The sequence below is a fragment of the Clostridium felsineum DSM 794 genome, from assembly GCF_002006355.2.
Lineage (GTDB): Bacteria > Bacillota > Clostridia > Clostridiales > Clostridiaceae > Clostridium_S > Clostridium_S felsineum.
The window spans coordinates 4,090,099-4,110,552 of the sequence record NZ_CP096980.1 but is presented as its reverse complement, the minus strand read 5'-3'; the positions used below and the strand labels follow the sequence as shown (position 1 = coordinate 4,110,552).

The 20,454-nt window shown below is 29.6% G+C and carries 21 protein-coding genes and 1 riboswitch; of the genes, 19 read left to right on the top strand and 2 right to left on the bottom strand.

Annotation, left to right across the window (positions count from 1 at the left end):
- Window positions 1–28: 28 nt before the first annotated feature.
- The 7 genes from CLFE_RS19140 to CLFE_RS19110 all read left to right on the top strand — a co-directional run bounded on the left by CLFE_RS19140 (window position 29) and on the right by CLFE_RS19110 (window position 5,341).
- Window positions 29–304 carry a CD3324 family protein gene (locus CLFE_RS19140; RefSeq protein ID WP_077894579.1) on the top strand — a complete coding sequence of 92 codons (276 nt, stop codon included), beginning with the start codon at window positions 29–31 and terminating at the stop codon, window positions 302–304.
- Window positions 305–429: 125 nt separating this feature from the next.
- Entirely contained in the window at window positions 430–1,086 is a 657-nt protein-coding gene (locus tag CLFE_RS19135; protein WP_077834288.1) for a class I SAM-dependent methyltransferase, read from the top strand.
- 103 nt (window positions 1,087–1,189) lie between these two features.
- Window positions 1,190–1,939 (top strand): MerR family transcriptional regulator, encoded by a 750-nt coding sequence (locus CLFE_RS19130; protein WP_077852065.1) that lies wholly within the window; start codon window positions 1,190–1,192, stop codon window positions 1,937–1,939.
- A gap of 182 nt (window positions 1,940–2,121) precedes the next feature.
- Window positions 2,122–3,861 carry a methyl-accepting chemotaxis protein gene (locus CLFE_RS19125; protein WP_077834290.1) on the top strand — a complete coding sequence of 580 codons (1,740 nt, stop codon included), beginning with the start codon at window positions 2,122–2,124 and terminating at the stop codon, window positions 3,859–3,861.
- 85 nt (window positions 3,862–3,946) lie between these two features.
- Window positions 3,947–4,297, top strand: a complete 351-nt coding sequence (locus tag CLFE_RS19120) for a DUF4064 domain-containing protein (RefSeq protein WP_077894580.1) — start codon at window positions 3,947–3,949, stop codon at window positions 4,295–4,297.
- A gap of 115 nt (window positions 4,298–4,412) precedes the next feature.
- Window positions 4,413–4,859: a GNAT family N-acetyltransferase gene (locus CLFE_RS19115; RefSeq protein WP_077894586.1), complete on the top strand. Its 447-nt coding sequence runs from the start codon at window positions 4,413–4,415 to the stop codon at window positions 4,857–4,859.
- A 2-nt stretch (window positions 4,860–4,861) separates the two neighbouring features.
- Window positions 4,862–5,341 (top strand): VOC family protein, encoded by a 480-nt coding sequence (locus CLFE_RS19110; RefSeq protein WP_077894581.1) that lies wholly within the window; start codon window positions 4,862–4,864, stop codon window positions 5,339–5,341.
- Here CLFE_RS19110 and CLFE_RS19105 read toward each other — a convergent pair.
- Together CLFE_RS19105 and CLFE_RS19100 are read right to left on the bottom strand one after the other, a co-directional pair.
- Window positions 5,321–5,755 (bottom strand): ImmA/IrrE family metallo-endopeptidase, encoded by a 435-nt coding sequence (locus tag CLFE_RS19105; protein WP_077834293.1) that lies wholly within the window; start codon window positions 5,753–5,755, stop codon window positions 5,321–5,323. The genes CLFE_RS19110 and CLFE_RS19105 overlap by 21 nt on opposite strands.
- A 30-nt stretch (window positions 5,756–5,785) precedes the next feature.
- Window positions 5,786–6,211, bottom strand: a complete 426-nt coding sequence (locus CLFE_RS19100) for a helix-turn-helix domain-containing protein (protein WP_077834294.1) — start codon at window positions 6,209–6,211, stop codon at window positions 5,786–5,788.
- 252 nt (window positions 6,212–6,463) lie between these two features.
- Here CLFE_RS19100 and CLFE_RS19095 point away from each other — a divergent pair, with 252 nt between their 5' ends.
- From CLFE_RS19095 to CLFE_RS19040, 12 genes are all read left to right on the top strand, one after another.
- Entirely contained in the window at window positions 6,464–6,892 is a 429-nt protein-coding gene (locus CLFE_RS19095; protein ID WP_077894582.1) for a DUF722 domain-containing protein, read from the top strand.
- 95 nt (window positions 6,893–6,987) lie between these two features.
- Complete coding sequence (locus CLFE_RS19090; protein ID WP_077894583.1) at window positions 6,988–8,223, top strand: Ig-like domain-containing protein; 1,236 nt, start codon at window positions 6,988–6,990, stop codon at window positions 8,221–8,223.
- Window positions 8,224–8,340: 117 nt separating this feature from the next.
- Window positions 8,341–9,951, top strand: a complete 1,611-nt coding sequence (locus tag CLFE_RS19085; RefSeq protein WP_250944600.1) for an IS1182 family transposase — start codon at window positions 8,341–8,343, stop codon at window positions 9,949–9,951.
- 331 nt (window positions 9,952–10,282) lie between these two features.
- Window positions 10,283–11,473 carry an Ig-like domain-containing protein gene (locus tag CLFE_RS19080; RefSeq protein WP_077893917.1) on the top strand — a complete coding sequence of 397 codons (1,191 nt, stop codon included), beginning with the start codon at window positions 10,283–10,285 and terminating at the stop codon, window positions 11,471–11,473.
- 39 nt (window positions 11,474–11,512) lie between these two features.
- Window positions 11,513–11,731 (top strand): hypothetical protein, encoded by a 219-nt coding sequence (locus CLFE_RS19075; RefSeq protein ID WP_077835083.1) that lies wholly within the window; start codon window positions 11,513–11,515, stop codon window positions 11,729–11,731.
- Between the two features lie 15 nt (window positions 11,732–11,746).
- Window positions 11,747–12,007 carry a hemolysin XhlA family protein gene (locus CLFE_RS19070; protein ID WP_077835082.1) on the top strand — a complete coding sequence of 87 codons (261 nt, stop codon included), beginning with the start codon at window positions 11,747–11,749 and terminating at the stop codon, window positions 12,005–12,007.
- A 20-nt stretch (window positions 12,008–12,027) separates the two neighbouring features.
- Window positions 12,028–12,996, top strand: coding sequence for a GH25 family lysozyme (locus CLFE_RS19065; RefSeq protein ID WP_077893916.1), 969 nt, complete (start codon window positions 12,028–12,030; stop codon window positions 12,994–12,996).
- Between the two features lie 190 nt (window positions 12,997–13,186).
- The gene (locus tag CLFE_RS19060) at window positions 13,187–14,449 is read left to right on the top strand and encodes a M48 family metallopeptidase (RefSeq protein WP_077850953.1); all 1,263 of its coding nucleotides are present in this window, start codon (window positions 13,187–13,189) and stop codon (window positions 14,447–14,449) included.
- A 261-nt stretch (window positions 14,450–14,710) separates the two neighbouring features.
- Entirely contained in the window at window positions 14,711–15,205 is a 495-nt protein-coding gene (locus CLFE_RS19055; RefSeq protein ID WP_077835086.1) for a hypothetical protein, read from the top strand.
- Window positions 15,206–15,279: 74 nt separating this feature from the next.
- Window positions 15,280–15,723 (top strand): MarR family winged helix-turn-helix transcriptional regulator, encoded by a 444-nt coding sequence (locus tag CLFE_RS19050; RefSeq protein ID WP_077893915.1) that lies wholly within the window; start codon window positions 15,280–15,282, stop codon window positions 15,721–15,723.
- Between the two features lie 68 nt (window positions 15,724–15,791).
- Window positions 15,792–16,982, top strand: coding sequence for an MFS transporter (locus tag CLFE_RS19045; RefSeq protein ID WP_077893914.1), 1,191 nt, complete (start codon window positions 15,792–15,794; stop codon window positions 16,980–16,982).
- A 135-nt stretch (window positions 16,983–17,117) separates the two neighbouring features.
- Window positions 17,118–17,201, top strand: a riboswitch (cyclic di-GMP riboswitch).
- A 584-nt stretch (window positions 17,202–17,785) separates the two neighbouring features.
- On the top strand, window positions 17,786–20,434 hold the full coding sequence (locus CLFE_RS19040; protein WP_077893913.1) for a glycoside hydrolase family 9 protein: 2,649 nt from the start codon (window positions 17,786–17,788) through the stop codon (window positions 20,432–20,434).
- The last annotated feature ends 20 nt before the right edge of the window (window positions 20,435–20,454 follow it).

Below are 20,454 nucleotides of genomic sequence, written 5' to 3'. Positions count from 1 at the left end.
AGAAAGATTAAGTTTAGGAGTTGAGAAGGTGTACATTAAGGCTAATGAGGTATTACCAAAAGAAATTTTAGAATTAATTCAAGATTATGTAGATGGTGAATATTTATATATTCCAAGAAAAGAAGAGAATAAAAAAAGTTGGGGACAAAATACAAAAACTAGAGATGAAATTAAGCTTAGAAATATAGAGATTTATAATGAATATAAAAATGGAATTACTGTAAAACAGCTTGCACAAAAATACTATTTGTCGGAGAAGAGACTTCAGAGAATTATTTCAGAAATGAAGAAAAAATGTTTATAGAATTGGTTAAAAATGTACCATATTATTTTAGGATATATGGTGCATTTTTATTTATGAAATATTTTAAAGGTTGTGTACAAAATTTCTAAATAATATAATTGGATTGTAGAAAAGGGGATGGTTAAATGAATTTAGAGGAAATGAGCAGTTTTTTTAATAAACGTGTTAATGAATATGAAGAGCATATGATGAAAAATGTTGGGGGAGCAGATAGATATTATATAGAGACTGCAAAATTAATCCCACAGTTTAGAGAGATAAATCTCTTAGATTTAGGATGTGGAACAGGTTTAGAGGTAGATGAAATTTTTAAAATTAATAATAAGGTTAAAGTCACAGGAATTGATATATCAAAGGAAATGTTAGAAAAAATAAAAGAAAAACACAAGGATAAATTAGATAGAATAAAATTAATTGTAGATGATTATTTTAAGTATGATTTTGGAGAGGAAATATTTGATGTTGCTGTATCTGTAGAAACACTTCATCATTTTACGCATGAAGAAAAAATAAAATTGTATAAAAAAATTTTAAGAAGTCTAAAAAATGAAGGCTTTTATATTGAAACTGATTATATGGCTCCAAATCAAGAATTTGAGGACTATCATTTTAATGAAAATAAAAGAATTCGTTCAAGGTTAGGAATAACCGAAGGATTTTATCATTATGACACTCCATGTACAGTTGAAAATCAAATTAGAATGCTCTATAAGGCAGGATTTAATACTGTAAAAGAAGTTTTTAAGTATGATAATACGGTTATTTTAGTAGGGAGAAAGTAAAAATATTGGGTGAGTATAAATTACTTGCCTTTTTTTATTGCAAAAAACTATTGACTCTAACGTTACGTCATGGATTATTATTTGTTATGAGGAGGGGTTTTGGATGAAAGATAAATTTAAAACTGTCAAGGATGTAGCAAAATTAACAGGTGTTACTATTAGAGCACTTCATTACTATGATGAAATAGATTTACTAAAGCCATCATATACATCTGAGGCGGGTTATAGGTTTTATAGTAGTCAAGATATTGAAATGCTGCAGCAGATAATGTTTCTTAAGGAAATTGGATTTGAATTAAAGAAGATAAAAGATATTATAAAGAGTCCAAATTTTGATAAAAAAGAAGCATTAATAAAACATAAAGAGGTGCTAAAAATGAAGAAAAAAAGAATTGATAAATTAATAAAGCTTATAGATTCAAATTTAGAAGATAATACAAATCTAAGTTTTTCTGAGTTTGATGAGGAAGATATTATACAAAAGCAAAAGGAATATCAAAAAGAGGTTTTAAATCGTTTTGGTAATACAAAAGAATACAAAGAATTCAAGTCAAGGAAGCCTAAAAGTGAAAGTGAAGTAATTGATATGAATAAAAAAGCAAATGAAATATTTCAAAAGATTGGAAGATGTAAAGATACACCTCCAAGTAGTGAAAAAACTCAAAAGCTTATTGCTGAATGGCAAAATTATATAACAGAAAATTTTTATAAATGTACTGATGAAACCCTTCAAAATCTAGCTTTAATGTACAAGGAGGATGAGAGATTTAAAAAGTATATTAACAGCTTTGGAGATAATCTAGTAGATTATGTTTATACAGCAATAGAATATTATTGCAAAAATAAAAGTTAAAAAAACACTTAAAATAATTCATTAGTTCACCTGATTTATATTTGATAATTGAAAAAAGTATAATCTAATAAAAATATAAATGATAATATTGTCATAAATAATCGAATATATGCTTTAGAATTTAAAAAATAAGTCGATAAAATTACGAATAAAAAAATATAGATAGGTGAAGAGGTGAATTTATGAAAAGTGGAGGAATTAAAGGAAACTTATTTCTACTAGTCACTTTTATGATTATATTTGCAATAGGGTTAGGAGGTTTTTCTTTTTATGCATTAAATAAAACTCAGCAGCAAGCAAAGGAAAATGTAGATACTATTAATGAGTATATAATTTTAGTTGATAATTCTAGGAAGGCACAGGTTACATTTAAAAAGCAAGTACAAGCATGGAAGGACTTGTTATTAAGAGGAATGGATGAAACACAACATAATACCTATTTTAATCAATTTAAGAACTATAATGAAGAGGTAATAAATGAACTAGATAGTTTGAAAAAATCTATGAATGCCTTAGGTATAGATACTAGTTCAGTTGATAAGGTTTCAGCTGAAATTAATCAGCTTGAAGAGGATTATATAAATGCAATGAAAAATTATGATCCAAGTAATAAAGAAGGTTACAAAATTATTGATGCTTTAGTTAAGGGAAAAGATAAAGCTCCAACTAATGACATGGATAGTTTGATTGAAGCAATTAGAAATAAATCTGCTACTCAAATAAAAAATATGAATTTAGAGGCCGAAGCTAGAAACAGAAGATTGGACATATACTTAGTTTCTATTATTATTATAAGTATTTTAATAGTTGCTTTACTTACACTTATCACATTAAGAACTTATAAAAGTATTGAAATGTTTATAAAACAATTTAAGGATCTTATGGAAAAAGCTGAGGATGGTGATCTTACTGTTGAGGGAAAGGCATTTTCTGGTAATGAATTAGGGGAATTGACTATTAGATTTAATCAGTTTATAAAAAATATAAGAACTTTAATTTTGGAGACAAAAGATATGAGCTATTTATTAGCTTCATCATCAAATGATATTCTTCAAAATTCAGATGAAACAGTTAAGACTTCACATCAAATAGCAGAAACTATTTCTCAGGTTGCAGAAGGTGCTACAAAGCAATCGGTATTAGCTAATGAAGGTAATGATATGGTTACTCGAGTTACAAAAGATTTGAATAAGGTTACAGAAGCCACTAAATATATGAAAAAGTTAGCTATGGAAACTGATAATGTACTTACAGAAGGTATTTCAAGTATAAAAATTCAAAATGAAAAAATGAAGGACAGTAAGGATACTACAAAAGAAGTTTCAGAAGCGATTTTAAATCTTTCTTCTCAATCCTCTAAAATAGCAGAGTTTGTCGAGATTATTAATGGAATAACTTCTCAGACAAATTTATTAGCTTTAAATGCATCAATAGAGGCAGCTAGAGCGGGTGAAGCCGGCAAAGGATTTGCAGTTGTTGCTGAAGAAATAAGGAAGCTAGCAGAATCTTCTAGTAGTTTTACAACTCAAATTGAAGAACTGATTAAAGCAATTCAAAGCGGTGTAAATGAGACAGTTTCTAAAATGGAGAAGTTTGAAAAAACTATGGAAGAACAAATTGATGCTATAAAAAATACAGAAGGTGTTTTTTGGCAAATAAAAGATTCAACAGCTAAAGTAGCTAATCAAGTTATAGATGTATCCAATAATACTCAAACTATTGATGAAAATTCACTTTTACTTGAAAAAGCAATTCACAATATATATGTTGTGGTAGAACAAAATGCTGCTGCAAGTGAGGAAGTTGCTGCTTCAACTGAAGAGCAAGTGTCTTCGGTTGATGAAATAAGTATGTTAATAGATGATCTTTCAAAGTCTTCAGATAAACTTAAACATTTTTTGGACAAATATAAGGTTCAGTAAATTAAGCAAAATATAAAAAAGCTTGCATATAAAAAATATATATAAGTATAATTTAGAGATAGATTTTTTGTATGGAGGAAAGCTTGTGCAAGACAAGAGAACTGTGGAATTTGTTTTAGGACTTATTGGAGGAATATTTGGAATAATTTCAGGTGTAGCAGCAATTGGTCTTGGTGGATTAGGAGCAGCAGTTGGGGCTACTGGTTCAACTACGGTTGGAGGACTAGGAATATTAGCTATATTATTTTCTATATTAGGTATAGTTGGTGCTGTAGTTGTTAGAACAAAGGGAAAGCTAGGCGGAATATTTATGACTATTGCAGCAATTTGTGGATTTATATGCATATCTTATTTTTATATTTTACCAGGAGTTCTTTTAATAATACCAGGACTTATGGGATTAATAAAGAAAAGCCAGAGTGATAAGAAAGCATAAAGTTGTTTAAAAATTACACATAATCTTTTTTAGATTATGTGTAATTTTTTTATTTATTGAAATGTGAGAATAAGTGGAATATAATATAAAAAATATAAATTGTGAAGGTGATAAGATGAAAATTATTGAACAAAGCCCTAATGAAGAAGCTTCTTTAGTACTTTTAGAAGAGCTATCAAAGTGCCTTAAAGATATAACAGGAAGTAGTGGGAAGTCTTCTTTTAATAGTTTAGATGTATTGGTACCACGTTCTTTATTTATAGTGGCATATGATGAAAATGAAAATGCCGTTGGATGTGGTGCATTTAGACCTATAAATAAAGAAATTGCAGAAGTTAAGAGGGTATATGCAAAGATTAAAGCTAAAGGAATAGGTAAAAAAATTTTAATATACTTAGAAAATGAGGCACATAAAAGAGGATATTCAGCTTTAGTACTTGAGACTCGAAAAGTGAATTTAAGAGCTGTAAATTTTTATAAGGCTATGGGATATGTCGCTACAGCGAATTACGGTAAATACGTAGGCAATACTGAGGCAATATGTTTTAGAAAGGAAATATAATAATGAAATTTAACTGTCCACTTATAGTAGTTACAGATATTGAGGTATCAAGAAGGTTTTATGAGGATATTTTAGGTCAAAAAGTAAAATATGATTTTGGAGAAAATGTAGTTTATGAAGGTGATTTTTCTATACAATTAAAAGCTCACTTTTCAAACATGCTGAAAATAGATGAAGAAGAAATAAAATTTAATTCTAATTCCTTTGAATTATATTTTGAAGAGGAAGATATAGAGGCATTCGTTGAAAAGTTAAATAAAAATAAAAATGTAAAGTATATTCATGATTTAATTGAGCATCCATGGGGACAAAGAGTTATTAGATTTTATGATCCGGATATGCATGTAATTGAGGTAGGAGAAAGTATTAAGAGTGTTGTGAAACGTTTTTTAAAGGAAGGAATGTCTGTTTATGAAACGGCAAAACGTACACAACATCCTATTGAATTTGTTGAAAAGGTTCTAAAGGATAAACTGTCTTAAAACTTTATAAGGAATTTCTATGTAGGCAGCAATTTGTTCTAAAGACATTCCCATAAGTGCTACCTCATCAAATTTAATATTACTTAGTTTAAAGGCAAAGTAATTAGCTTGTTTTTCAAATTTGCCTTTATTTGAAAATGTAAATGCAGCGCAAAGTAAATTTGGATTACAAAGAGCATGTCCTAGTTCATGAGCTAAGATGAATTTTTCTAAGGACAAAGGAAGTGTGTTATTTATAAAAATAATTTCGTTGTCTTTGTAATCTCTATAATAAAGAGCATCTTTTTTTCTAAGAAGTATGCTATCAAATGGAAGCTTTACTATTTTTATATTTAAGCAGTCGCAAAGCTCATATACATCTCTAGTATTGAACTTATCTATTAATCCTAAGATTATATTATCAATCCATTCCATTAAAATATCATCCCCACTCACTATAAAAGATTATTTTTTATATTTATAACCTAATAATTTTAGTTGATTTAAAAGTTCATTAGCAAATTGTAGTATTTCATGAGGGGTCATCTTGTTTATATCGTAACCACCGTAAGCAGCTAAAGCAGGTTGCTTTACTATGAATTGCATTGCAGCCTCTGGCGTTTTAAATTCCCCAAATTCGTTTAAATCATCTTCAAAAACTCTATCAGGATCAGATAAAGTTTCAGAAGTGTTCTTTTCGTTTGTAAGTTTATCTACAGTTATATCTAAAGCAGAAGCTATTTTTTGTAATGTATTTATGCTTGGATTTTTCTTCTTGCCACTTAATATTTCAGATAATGTCGATTGACCTATTTCTGCTTCCTTTGCAAGTCTGTATTTAGTCCAACCCTTTCTAGTCATATAGAAGTCTATTCTATCTTTGTTAAACATATAAAAAACCTCCGCTGTAATATTGTACCATGGATATTTCGCTATAAGTTAATAATAAAAGAAATACTTCGCTATGTCAATATATTTCGCTTAAAATAAGTATAATGTTGAAAAAATAGGAAGAATCAGTCCTTGTTTTTATTTCGCTGATAAGATACTATGTAGACACGATATATTTCGCTTAAAAGTAATATAAATTTATAAGAAAAAATATATGTATGACATATAAGTATTCATATGGAGGGGAATAAGATGAGAGATAAGTATAAAAAAATAGAAGGTTTACTATGGGATTATAAAAATATGAAGGCAGAAATAAAAAACGTGGAGCTTGAGATTGAGGCACTAAAGGAAGATTATGAAGGTTGTGTGGCTATTAGCTATAAAGAAAAATCATCACCTACAAATAAATTTAATTCCGTTGTAGAAAATGAAGTGCTTAATAGAGAAAAAAAGATTAACGTTCTTCAAAAAAAGAAGAGAATTAATGAAATACTAATACAAAAAATTGATAATGCACTAGAGACACTTTCAGATACAGAAAAAAGAATTATAGAATTAAGATACTTTTATAAACTTCAATTTAAGCAAATAGCTGAAAGATTGTGTATGAATGAAACTTATTGTATACAGTTTAAAGGCAAAATATTACACAAGTTAGAAGGACTTGTGTTTATGTAGATATACATTAAAGTAGTACAAGAGTATAAAGATAAAAAGTTATAATACGAAAATCAAACGTGTGGATAAAAAATACATAATTGGAGGTAAAAATAATGAATGGAAAAATTAAAGTATTCTTTGCAGTGTTTTTGGTTTCTATTTTAGGTTGTTTTACTAGTGTTTTTGCAGATAGTACTAGTGGAAATTATGTGCCTGAAAATAATTACTCAAGTAATCTGGTGGCAAATTATAAGTTAGATGAGACGACAGGAACAAATTGTATAGATAGTGTGCATAATAATGCAAATTATAATGGTACTTACAATGGAACTACAGGTGGAAATGATAGTAATGAAAATTATAGAAGCTTCAATGGTTCAAGCGATTATATTAGTTTTAGCAATTCTATAGTACCAGTGGGAGAGAAAACTATTAAATTCAAATTAAAAATGTCAGGTAATCCTTATTATAATTCTGCTGTTTTAGACAATGCAGAAGATAGTTTTGGAAATAAAGGCATAACTATATATGTAACTACAGATGGAAAAATCCAAGCAGACTTTTTGAATGGACAAAGTAGTTGGGCAGATACTATGTGTATGGAATCTAATAAGAAGGTATGTGATAATAAATGGCATACTGTAGTGTTAACTTGGGACGGAACTACAAACAAAGATGGAATTAAATGGTATATTGATGATTTAGTGAATCCGGATAGTACTTTTACATCAAAATATACTATGTCAGGAAATGCAACAAATTCTCTAATGATAGGGAGATCAAATAATGATAATTATAAATATTATTTTCAAGGAGCATTAAAGGATATAGAAATATATAATACTGTAGTCAAATATGATAGTGTAAAAACAGGTATAACTTTAAATAAAAGTACAGATTCTATTCCTGTAGGATCAGAAGATTTGTTAACTGCAACTATATCTCCAGATAATGTAACAGACAAGTCAGTAAACTGGAGTTCAAGTAATGCAGCAATTGCAACAGTTGATAGCAATGGAAAAGTAAAGGCAGTAGGAGTAGGCGCAGCAACAATAACAGCAACAACCGTGGATGGACAAACAGCTACATGTACCATAAATGTAACTTCACAGGGAGAGATAAGGGAACTTTTAACTATAAAAATGGTGGATGGAAGTTTAGAAAAATATGATTTATCTAAGGATGAATTAAATGATTTTGTAAATTGGGTTTACAATAGAGCTGATGGAATAGGAAAGGCATATTATGTGTTTACGGTTAAACCTACTGATCCATATACTACAGATATACATACTGTGTTTTTTGATAAGATAGTTTCATATGAAATTCAACAATATACAAAACAATGATATATAGAAATTTTAAAGGGGCTGTTGCAAAACTAAAAAATAGTTTTGCAATAGCTCCTTTGTTGTATATAAAAAATGTGAGTTCCGAAGAACTCACATTGATTGTATAATTAAATTATGAACGTAACTAAATTATACACAAAAAATTATAATCAATTTAATGATAATTTGCAACTTATATTACCATTAAATTTAGAAAACTTAATACCAGAAGATGATTCGGTTCGTTTGCTAAGCTATTTGTTGGAGGGATTAAATTATAAAAAATTGTACAAGGCGTATTCTTCCGTAGGAAGAAAATCAGCAGTTGAACCCAAAATCATGTTCAAAATAATATCTTATGCTTATTCTCAAAATATTTATTCAAGTAGAAAGATAGAAAAAGCATGCAAAAGAGATATAAATTTCAAATGGCTACTTCAAGGCTTTAAAGCACCTGATCACGCTACTATAAGTAGATTTCGAAAAAAATATCTTTCAAATGAAGTGATTGAAGATTTATTTTATCAACAAGTTAACTATTTAGCTAAAGAAAAAGAATTATTATTTGAAAATGTATTTATCGATGGTACTAAAATTGAGGCAAATGCCAACCGATATACTTTTGTTTGGAAGAAAGCTATTTATAAAAATGAAGGTAAGATGTTTGATAAAATTATTGCTCTTGTTAAAACCATTAATCTTGAAAGATTAATGAAATTCACTATTGAGAGAGAAACTTTGATTGATGATATAAACAAAATTCTTCAATGGCTTTTATTTGAAAAAGAAAAAAGAAATATAGAGTTTGTTCATGGAATCGGTAAAAGAAAAACTGCAATTCAAAAGTGGATAGAACAACTATCACAATATAAAGAAAGACAAGAAAAATATAATTTAAGTAAGAAAATATTTTCAAAAAGAAATAGCTATTCTAAAACTGATACTGATGCAACTTTCATGCATATGAAAGATGATCATATGAGAAATGGTCAATTAAAACCTGCCTATAATGTACAAATAGCAGTTGATAGTGAATATGTAACTGGTGTTGGAGTATTTGATGATAGAAATGATATAGCAACATTAATACCAATGATTACTAATATGCAAGAAAAAATTGGTCATAAATATACTAATGTGATTGCAGATTCTGGTTACGAAAGTGAAGAAAACTATTTGTTTTTAGAGTCTAATAATCAAATACCATATATAAAACCTCAAACTTATGAGAAATGGAAAAAAAGAAGTTTTAAAAACGACATCAGTAAGCGTGAAAATATGAAATATGATGTTAAAACAGATACATATATTTGTCATAATAATAGAAAATTATTCCCATCATATATTATTCATAAAAAATCTGCAAGTGGGTATACGTCTGAGGTTACTGTTTATGAATGTGAAAATTGCGATAACTGCACTTTGAAATCAAAGTGCACAAAAGCAAAGAATAACCGAAAAATGCAGGTTTCAAAGACTTTTATTAAAAAGCGTCAAATTTCATACAACAATATCAAAACTGAATTGGGAACTAAATTGAGAATGAACAGATCTATTCAAGTTGAAGGTGCGTTTGGAATTTTAAAAAGCGACTATGAATTCAAAAGATTTTTAACACGTGGAAAAAATAGTGTAAAAACTGAATTTATTTTGCTTTGTTTTGGATATAACATTAACAAATTACATTTAAAAATCCAAAATGAAAGAACTCAAAAGTATCTTCACGAATTAAAAACTATTTCCTAATTATGGAATAATATAGTTAGGTTTATTTTAGTGCGTCAAAATCTCATGGAAATTCAAATAATTAATATAGTATTTAAAATATTAGGCAATTTTATAGCTTAAACAAAAAAAGAGCATCGCTCATGATTAATTTTAATCATTTTGCGACACTCCCTTTTGTTAGAACGAAAATTATATAACAAACTCATAAGTTTTTGATAATACCATTATAAGGTTATGAGTGATAGTATTTATACTGTAATAAAAAATAATAGTGCTAAGGCTTTAAAATAGTAGTTTTTCTGTTTAAGGCCTTATTTTGCTATGCTTAAAATTAAGGAGGAATTTAAAAGTGTTAATGGATTTACAAAGTTTGGGAATTGATTTCAAGGATGAAGGGGAAAATTATGTACCCAAGAAGGATTATGCTGGCAATTTGTTTGCTAAGTATGTATTTGATTCAAATGGAGTATCAACTGACAAAACTACAGTTAAAGATTTAAGTGGTCATGGCTATGATGGAACTATGACAGGAGTAAGTATAACAAAGGATGATGAGTTAGGAGAATGTGCATATTTCAATGGAAGTGCAAGTATTGCTTTTAAAAATCAAATTATACCTAAAGGTAATAAAACAATAATTATAACTTTAAAAAAGGATTCTGGTACACAAAAAAGTAGTGAATATGAATTTGTTATTAAGCAGGGAGGCAAGGAGCAAATATTTACCTCGTGGTCCATAAGATTTGATGCTTTTAATGACGGATGTTTAAATAATTTGTATTTTTGTAATGATAGCAAAACAGATATGTTAAATTTACATCCACTTGCAACTAATGTGTGTGATGGCAAAAAACATACTGCAATATTTAATTATTATGATAATAAAACTAATAATGTGTATTGTGATAGTTTAAAAGTGCCTGTGTCTTCTTTTGATTTTAGTGGTGGAGAATATTATACTGCAGACAATACCATAATTGGAGAAAGCTACACAGGGTATATAAAGTCAATTGAAATATATAATGATGTGGTTGAATTCAATAGCATAAGTACAGGTATATCTTTGAACAAAACCTTAGATCAATTAACTGTAGGACAAACAGATAATTTAATAGCAACGGTCGCTCCGGACGATACTACAGATAAATCGGTAGTATGGACAACAAGTGATCCTTCTGTGGTGTCAGTGGATGAAAACGGAAAAATAACAGCTTTAAGAGAGGGGAAAGCAAGTATAATAGTAACAACAAAGGATGGAAGTAATTTAAGTGCAACCTGTATAGTAAATGTTGTCGATGTATCTGTTCCAGACAGAGCTTGCCTTAATATATCGATGACTAATGGACAAGTAAAGCAATATTATGTAGACATGAAGCTAGTAAATGATTTTATATCCTGGTATAAGCTTAGATCATCAGGAAGTGAAGCACCTTTTTATGAATTTGATATAACTCAGACATCTTCAATAGATGTTTTAAGACATGATTATGTTGTATTCGAAAAGATATCATCTTTTACAGTTGATGATTATACAAAATAAATATTTTAAAAGTTAAACCAATTTTAGAAAGGAAAAAATATGTATGAAATTTATACAACTTATAAATGCAAGGTGTGCAAAAAAGAGTTTGTACTTCTTACAGAAGATATTGAAAACATGTTAAAGGATAGAAAGTTATCATGCCCATACTGTTTGAGTAAAAAAATTTTAAAAAGAAAACCTACAAGTGATTTAAGAGAATGTATGGAGCAAAGAGTATATAAGAGGGTTAAAGGGGCTTTGAGGCAAATAAAATAGAAAAGGAGATGTAAAATGAGTGAAGATTATGATGCAAAATTATGTAAGGAATGGCACAAAGTTATTGATGAAAAACTTAATCTACAAAATATAAGATTAAATGATCACAGTGACAGAATAAAAAAATTAGAACAGAGATCAGCAGCGGTAGATGAAAGAGTGGAAAATTTATGTGAGCAGCTTAAAAATTTAGTGGATACACTTAAATGGGGTTTTGGTATATTAGTTACCATTACCCTTTTTATTTTGGGGTATTTAATAAAAACTATTGTTTAAAAAAGAAAGGAATTGATAAAATGAAAGGTATTGATATTTATTCAGGACAGGGAAGTGTAGACTTTAATGCAGTAAAAGAAAGTGGAGTTGAGATTGTATATATTAAAGCCACAGAAGGGGTAACTTATACAGATTCAACTTATCAAACTTTTTATAATGGAGCTAAAGAAGCGGGATTAAAAGTTGGATTTTATCATTTTTTAAGAGCAAATGATCCTGTTAGTGAAGCAAAGCATTTTTTAGACGCTATTTCAGGGCTATCAGTAGATTGTAAATGTGCTATAGATGTAGAAGTAACAATGGGACAAAGCACTGATGAAATAAGTTCTAATGTTAGGAGCTTTGCAGACTATTTAATAGCCCAAGGCATAGAGGTTTGTATGTATACTTATGTTAGCTTCTATAATGATAATTTAAATAGTACTGTTAAGGATTTACCTCTATGGATAGCTGAATATGGAGTAAGTACGCCTGATATAGATGAATCATATGTTGGGTTTCAATATTCAGAAAGTGGGAGTGTAGATGGTATAAGTGGAGATGTAGATTTAGATGAGTTTGCAGATGGTATACTTGTTGGTGGTACAGTTGTTATAGATCCAAGTCAAGGTGGGGATGACAGTGTGAAAACTATTCAGCAGGAGTTAAATACCTTATTGAAAAGAGGACTTGAAGTAGATGGAATAGAGGGAAACGAAACAGAACAGGCAATAAAAGATTTTCAGTCAATAATGGGTCTTGAGGTAGATGGAATTTGGGGATCCAACACTGAAGGTGCTGCACAGCAAATTTTTTCAAGACCACTGGATGGAGTAGAATATCCTCACTATGAATATGCCACAAGATATATTCAATATAGAGTTGGAGCAGATATAGATGGAGTTTTTGGTAATGGAACAGAAGAAAAGGTTGAGACTTGGCAGGAGAACAATGGGCTTACGGCAGATGGTGTTGTAGGGGCAGATACTTGGTCAAAATTCTTAGATTAAAATTGTTATTGGGTTAGGCTATGTAAAAGGGCACAAAAAATGTTCTTTATATAGCCTTTTTTTATTTATCAAAGATTTACAGAATTATATGGTAATATATATTTAATAGCTATGATTAACCAGAGGTATTTATAAATTATTAAATACATATAATAAAATGTATTATACTTATTTAAGTATTGGAGGAAATATGAGTAAGAAAAAAACTAATATTATATTTTTAATATGTATTTCAGTAGTAATTTTTTTTGTAAGACTTAAAAGTGGGCCAATGGCTAATTATTATCATGTAATGTTAACTAATGATGCGATTAGAATGAGATATTATAAAATCAATGTTATGCTTGAAATAATTTATACGATTATGGGCATAGTAGTACCTTTACTAATTATTTTTTCAAGAATACATGTAAGTCTTGAAAAATTTTCTTATAAAAATAGAAAGGTATGTCTTCCGGGTATTTGCATTTACTTGTTTCTATTTGTTATAGTGGACCACATTTTTTATTTGCCACTTGATATTTATTCTGGTTTTATAAATGATCATATTTTTGCATTATCTAATCAAAGCTTGGGAAAATGGGCACTTAATTGGTCTATTAATGTATTAACTACAGCTTTTTTTCTAGCACTTGTTTTATGGATTCCATACAAACTTGCTAAAAAGTCTCCTAAAAGATGGTGGCTCTATACTTGGGTAATATTTATTCCTATTATTATATTTTCTTATATAATTTCACCTATAGTGATAGACCCTATGTATAATAAGTTTGAGCCTATAAAGGATAAAAAACTTGAAAATAAAATACAAAATCTTGCACATAGAGCAGGAGTATATAATTGTCAACTTTATCAGGTTAATAAGAGTGCGGATACAAAGCAAATAAATGCATATATGACGGGTGCTTTAAATACAAAAAGAATTGTTATATGGGATACGGCTATAAAGAATTTATCTGAAAGAGAATTAGAGTTTGTTGTTTCTCATGAAATGGGACATTATGTTTTACATCATAATACAATAAATTGCTTTGGGACTATAGGTGGATTATTTATAATGCTTTATATTATACATAAAATAACTCCGTATATAATTGAAAAGCGCAGTAGCTTACTTAGAATAGACAGTATTTCTGATGTTAAATCTCTTCCTCTCATTATGCTTATTATATTTATTTGTACAGCTATATCAGATCCGGTTTATAATGCGGCAAGTAGAAAAATGGAATATAGTGCAGATACTTTTGCTATAGAACTTACTCGTGATAATGCTGCGGGTGTAAGTTTGTTTAAAAAACTTTCAGTTAAAAATTTATCTATAACTGAGCCGGATAAATGGTATGAAATTTGGAAATATACACATCCATCCTTAAAGGAGAGGATTGATTTTGTTAATAGTTATAAACCATGGAATCAGAATAAGCCTTTAAAATATAGTAAATACATCAAATAAAACCCTGCAAAATGGTTTTATTATAAAAAATTAAAATTATAAGCTCCTTTTGTAAACGTTAAATTTGTGGACAAAATAATGAAAAATTTTAATATATCATATATGGAAAAAAAAATCAATATTTAAATTTGTTCATTTTGATTATTTATGTTATAATAAATAATACAGAGAGGTTTATACAATAAATTTAACTATATATGACACCACCTTTATAAGGTGTTTTTTTTGGCTGAATATATAAAAAAAGAAGGAGCGGTCACATTGAGAGTAAATAATAGAAGAAAGAATACTATATCGTTAAAGATGTTCATAACAGAATTTGGTGATCAATTTTCAGAAAATGTAACGAAAAGACTTATGGACTTAGATTTGAGATGTGTGCTTACAAGGTCAAGGGAGAGTTACAATATATTAGACTTAAAACATGTAGAACATACTAAATATGATGATGAAAATAAGCTTGGAAGCGAGCTTAAAGAATACTGTTATGCTGAGTTTGCAGTTATAGACGGAGAACTTTATTTTTCAGAGAAGTGTATGGAAAATGAAAAGGTAATGAAATCTTCAGTTGTAGATAAAATATATAATCATTTAAGTGATGATAACATGACTTGTGAAGGTGAAAAGAATTTTAAAAAGGTAGAAGAAGATAATATAGATTATATTGTTGATAATATAATACTTAAATGTCCGCAGGTTTCTCAAAAATACATTGATATTGTAAATGAGATGACATCTTTAGCTGAAAGAAAATAATGTAAGTGGTTTCTACTGGATATGCAGTAGAAACTTTTTTTGACATAAGTGTATAGCAGATATACAATATTAATATGATGAATTTAAATTATGAAAAACAAATAAGTGAACTTTTATTAGATACTATATGTAAATTTGATGAAAGAGATTCTAAGGAAAGAAATTTTGGTACAGATGTAAATATACATCATTCTGAAATTCATATGATTAAATTTATAAAGGAAAATACAAATTTGCATATTTCGGCTATAGCTAGAAAACTAGGAATTACAAGGGGGGCAGTTTCTCAAACTATAAATAGGCTTCAGAAAAAAGGTCTTATAACAAAGGAGATGAACGAGGTTAACAATTCTAAGCTTGTATTAAAATTAACACATAAGGGTGAAAGTGCATATTTAAACCATGAAAATTACCATAAGCAATATGAAATTAGAATTAAGAATATTTTAGGAAATATGAGGGGAGGAAGTGAGGAGGTTATATATAATTTCTTGCTGGAATTTAATAAGGAAATATAAATTTATACTTAAAGCAGTTGTTAATCAAGTGTATAGTATGTATATGATCAAGATGGAGATGTTGGAGAATGACTAGCAAAAAATCTTTTGAACTTAATAAATTTATTATATTTATTATGGCGGTAACTTGTACGTTTACAGTTGCTAATTTATATTATTGTCAGCCTCTTTTAGGACAAATAGCTAAAGCCTTTAATGTAACAGAAGCCAGTGCTGGATTTGTTGTTACATTAACTCAAATAGGGTATGCTTTTGGAATGTTTCTACTTGTGCCTCTTGGAGATATAAGAGAAAGAAAAAAGCTTATATTAGAAATGCTTTTATTGGTGTCTATATTTCTTCTTGTAGCCTTTTTTTCTGAAAATTACTATGTGTTATTGATTGCAGTCTTTTTTATAGGATTTACAACAATAATACCACAGCTTATTGTTCCGTTTGCAGCCCATCTTTCAAGACCAAAAGAGCGTGGGCAAGTAATAGGAAATGTTATGAGTGGGCTCTTAATAGGTATTCTGTTATCTAGAGTTTTTAGTGGAATAATAGGAGATGCTTTAGGATGGAGGAATGTGTATTTAATAGCTTCAGCAATGATGATTGCTTTTTTATTAATAATTGCAGTCGTATTTCCTAAAAGCACTCCTATATCTAAAATAAGTTACAAGAATCTAATATTCTCCATGTGGGGATTAATAAAAAGGGAAAAAGTACTTAGAGAAGCTTCTATTAATGGTGCTCTTATGTTTGGATCCTTTAGTATTTTTTGGACCGCACTTGTATTTTTATTAGAATCTAAGGTGTATAATATGGGATCAAAAGAAGCAGGATTTTTTGGAGTGGTTGGTATAATTGGTGCATTAGCAGCTCCTATAGTTGGAAAAGTTGCAGATAAAAAAACTCCAAGATTTGCTTTGGGGTTTGCTATAATTTTTTCTACAATAGCATATATTTGCTTTTGGACAATGGGATATAAAATATATGGACTTATAATTGGAGTTATTTTACTTGATCTAGGAAACCAAACTGGACAAGTTTCAAACCAAGCAAGAATTCAAGCTATAAGTGACCAAGAGAGAAGTCGTATAAATACTGTATTTATGGTTTCGTATTTTACTGGAGGTTCAATTGGATCCTTTATTTCAGCTGTATTTTGGCAAATGTTTGGATGGAATGGTGTATGTCTTATTGGTATGCTTTTTCAAATAATCGCAATTATATTTCACTTTATTATATATAATGCTAAATTATCTATTAAAGAATAGATAAACGGTATTAGTGAAACATAAAATGGTAAAATTACAGTTTTAAGATTTTAAATACGTAAAAGCAAGCTGGAGGTAGTTTGCTTTGAATATAAGTATGTGGTAAAATATAACTATTAGTGTAAACAATGACTTTTATGTTTTGGAAACAATGATAAATTCCTCTAACCTGGACACTTGAGGGATTTGGAGTTAGTAGTGTAACCGGCCAACAATTAATTTAGTTCTGTTATGAGTTCTATTAATTGTTGGTTTTTGCTTGCGTCAGGAGGTGCATACGTAGTATAAATTTAGATACATAATAAAATCGCTAAAATATATAATTGAAAATATTAGTATTTTGAATTATATATTTTAGAGGAAAATTTAGTTACTAATTCGTTTTTCAACTATAATGGCAGAATTGAGAATTGTGGAGATTTATAGGGAAATCAAAAACTTAGTTTGATTTCCCTATATTTATTTTTTGTAAAAGTAAAAATTAAATTTTAACACTATTTTGCACTGAAATTAGTAAAAAAGACCGATAACATATAATTATTAGAAATTAAGTTCTTGAAACATATAAATACATGCTGTGATTATATTAATTCAACGTATTTGATAAAAAACTATTTAATTTCATATAGTTTGTAAAATTATTAGTAAGAAATATAATTTACATATATATTGACACACTAAGGTAAATAATGTATTATAATTTTGTAGGATATTTTATACATAATAGTAATAAAAAATATAAAATTCATTGTTTTGTATAGAGTATCACTATAAGCGATTGTAAATTAAAGGGGGAAAAAGTAATGTTAAGGAGAAAATTACTGTCTATGATAGTTGCTGCTTCTCTTGTAGTAGGAGTAGGATTCTCTAATATTTGTTATGCTAAACCACCAGCTCCAGATCCAAATAGTAATGTAGGTACACATGATCTTATAAGAAATAGTACCTTTACAGATGGAATTGGATTGCCATGGACTGAGGTTGAAACAGCACCAGCACATGCGGATTTTGACATTTCAGGAGGTACTTATAATATAACTGTTACAAAACCAGGAAGTAATATTTGGGATGTACAGTTTAGACATAGGGATTTAGATCTTGAAGCTGGACATAAATATCATGTAGAATTTACAGTTACAGCAGATAAAGATTGTGATATTTATCCACAGATAGCTATGTCAAAAGATCCATACACTCAATATTGGCATTTTGGAAATTGGGAAAATGTACATTTAACAGCAAATCAACCTAAGACTGTAACTGGCGATTTTACTATGACTTCAACTGATAAGGCTGCTGAGTTTGCTTTTCATATTTCAAACACAGGTGACAATTCGAAACTTCCAATAAAATATACATTTGATAATATACATTTAACAGATCCACAATATACACAACCAGCAATACCAGATGAAAACATCTATAATGCTGTAAGAGTAAATCAGGTTGGATACTATCCTAATCTTGAAAAAATAGCGACAGTAACTTCTGATTCAACAAGTCCAATACCTTGGCAGCTTCAAGACAGCACAGGAGCAGTTGTTGCATCAGGTCAAACAAAAGTCTTTAATAATGATGAAGCTGATGAAGCTTCAGGAGATAAGGTTCATATTATTGATTTCACATCTTATAATAAAACAGGTAAGGGATATAAATTAGTAGTTAATGGAGATACTGATGAAAACCCAGCTTCCAGTGTACCTTTTGATATTGGAACTGATTTATATTCAAATCTTAAACAAGATTCTATAAAATATTTCTATCACAGTAGAAGCGGTATTCCAATACAAATGCCTTATTGTGGAGATCCTTCACTAGCTCGTCCAGCAGGACATCCAAGTGATATAATGGGAATAGATCCTAATTCTTGGTATGCTAGTAAAGCAAACTATAGCTTAGATGTAACAGGTGGTTGGTATGATGCAGGAGACCATGGTAAATACGTTGTAAACGGTGGTATATCCGTATGGACTATGATGAATCAATATGAGCGTGCATTATATAATGGAGGAGATCTTACAAAAGCTCCATTTGCAGATAAAACAATGAATATTCCGGAAAGTGGTAATGGACTTCCTGATATACTTGATGAAACTCGTTTTGAAATGGAAATGCTTCTTAAAATGCAAGTTCCAGCAGGAAACACATATGCTGGTATGGTACATCATAAGGGACATGATGATACTTGGACAGGACTTGGAGTTCGTCCAGACCAAGATACTAAGCCACGTTACTTAAAACCACCAAGTACTGCAGCAACTTTAAATTTAGCAGCAGTAGCAGCACAAAGTTCACGTTTATGGAAGGATAAAGATCAAGCCTTCTCAACTAAATGTGTGACAGCAGCAGAAACTGCATGGAAAGCAGCACTTGCACATCCTGACATTTATGCAGATACTGGTGATATAGGTGGAGGAGCTTACAGTGACAATCATGTAACAGATGAATTCTACTGGGCTGCCGCTGAACTTTATGCAACAACAGGAAAACAAGAGTACTTGGATTATATACAAAAGTCTCCATATTATTTACAAATGCCTACTGAGTTAGACGGAGCAGAATCTAACGGAAATGCAGGAGCATTTGATTGGGGTAATGTACAAGGTTTAGGAACAATAACTCTTGCTACTGTTCCAAATGGATTACCAAAAGCAGATGTAGATACAGCTAAGACAAATATAGAAAAAGCTGCAGATACATTTATTGATCATCAATCTAAAGAAGGATATGGTACATCACTTGCTGAGTCACAGGTTGATACAACTTATCACGGTGTAACAGGACCAGTTGTTAAAGGATATCCTTGGGGTTCAAACTCATTTGTAGCTAATGAAGCTATTGTAATGGCATATGCTTATGACTTTAGTAAAGATTCTAAGTACATGAATGGTATGGAAGAGGATATGGATTACTTACTTGGACGTAACCCTAATGTTAAGAGTTATGTTACAGGCTATGGTACAAATAGAGCAGAAAATCCACATCATCGTTTCTGGGCACATCAAGCTGACCCAACTTTCCCTAGTGCACCAGCAGGTTGCTTCGTAGGAGGACCAAATAGTGCGCTTCAAGATCCATGGGTTAAGGGTTCAGGCTGGCATCCAGGTGAGAAAGCACCAGAAAAATGCTACATGGATAATATAGAATCATGGTCAACAAATGAAATCACAATCAACTGGAATGCACCTATGGCATGGATTTCATCTTACTTAGATGATAATGCTTCAAAAGCAAATGCAACTACAGTTAAATATGGTGATGTAAATGATGATGGAGTTGTAAATGGTCGTGACGCTATGTTATTAACTCAATATTTAGCAGGTAAATCTGTAACTATAGATACAAAAGCTGCAGATGTAAATGGTGATGGAGCTGTCAATGGAAGAGACATGATGCTTATAAGACAGTACTTAGCAGGAAAGATAACTTCATTCCCAGCAGAAAATAAATAATAATGTATGAGAAAACTGCT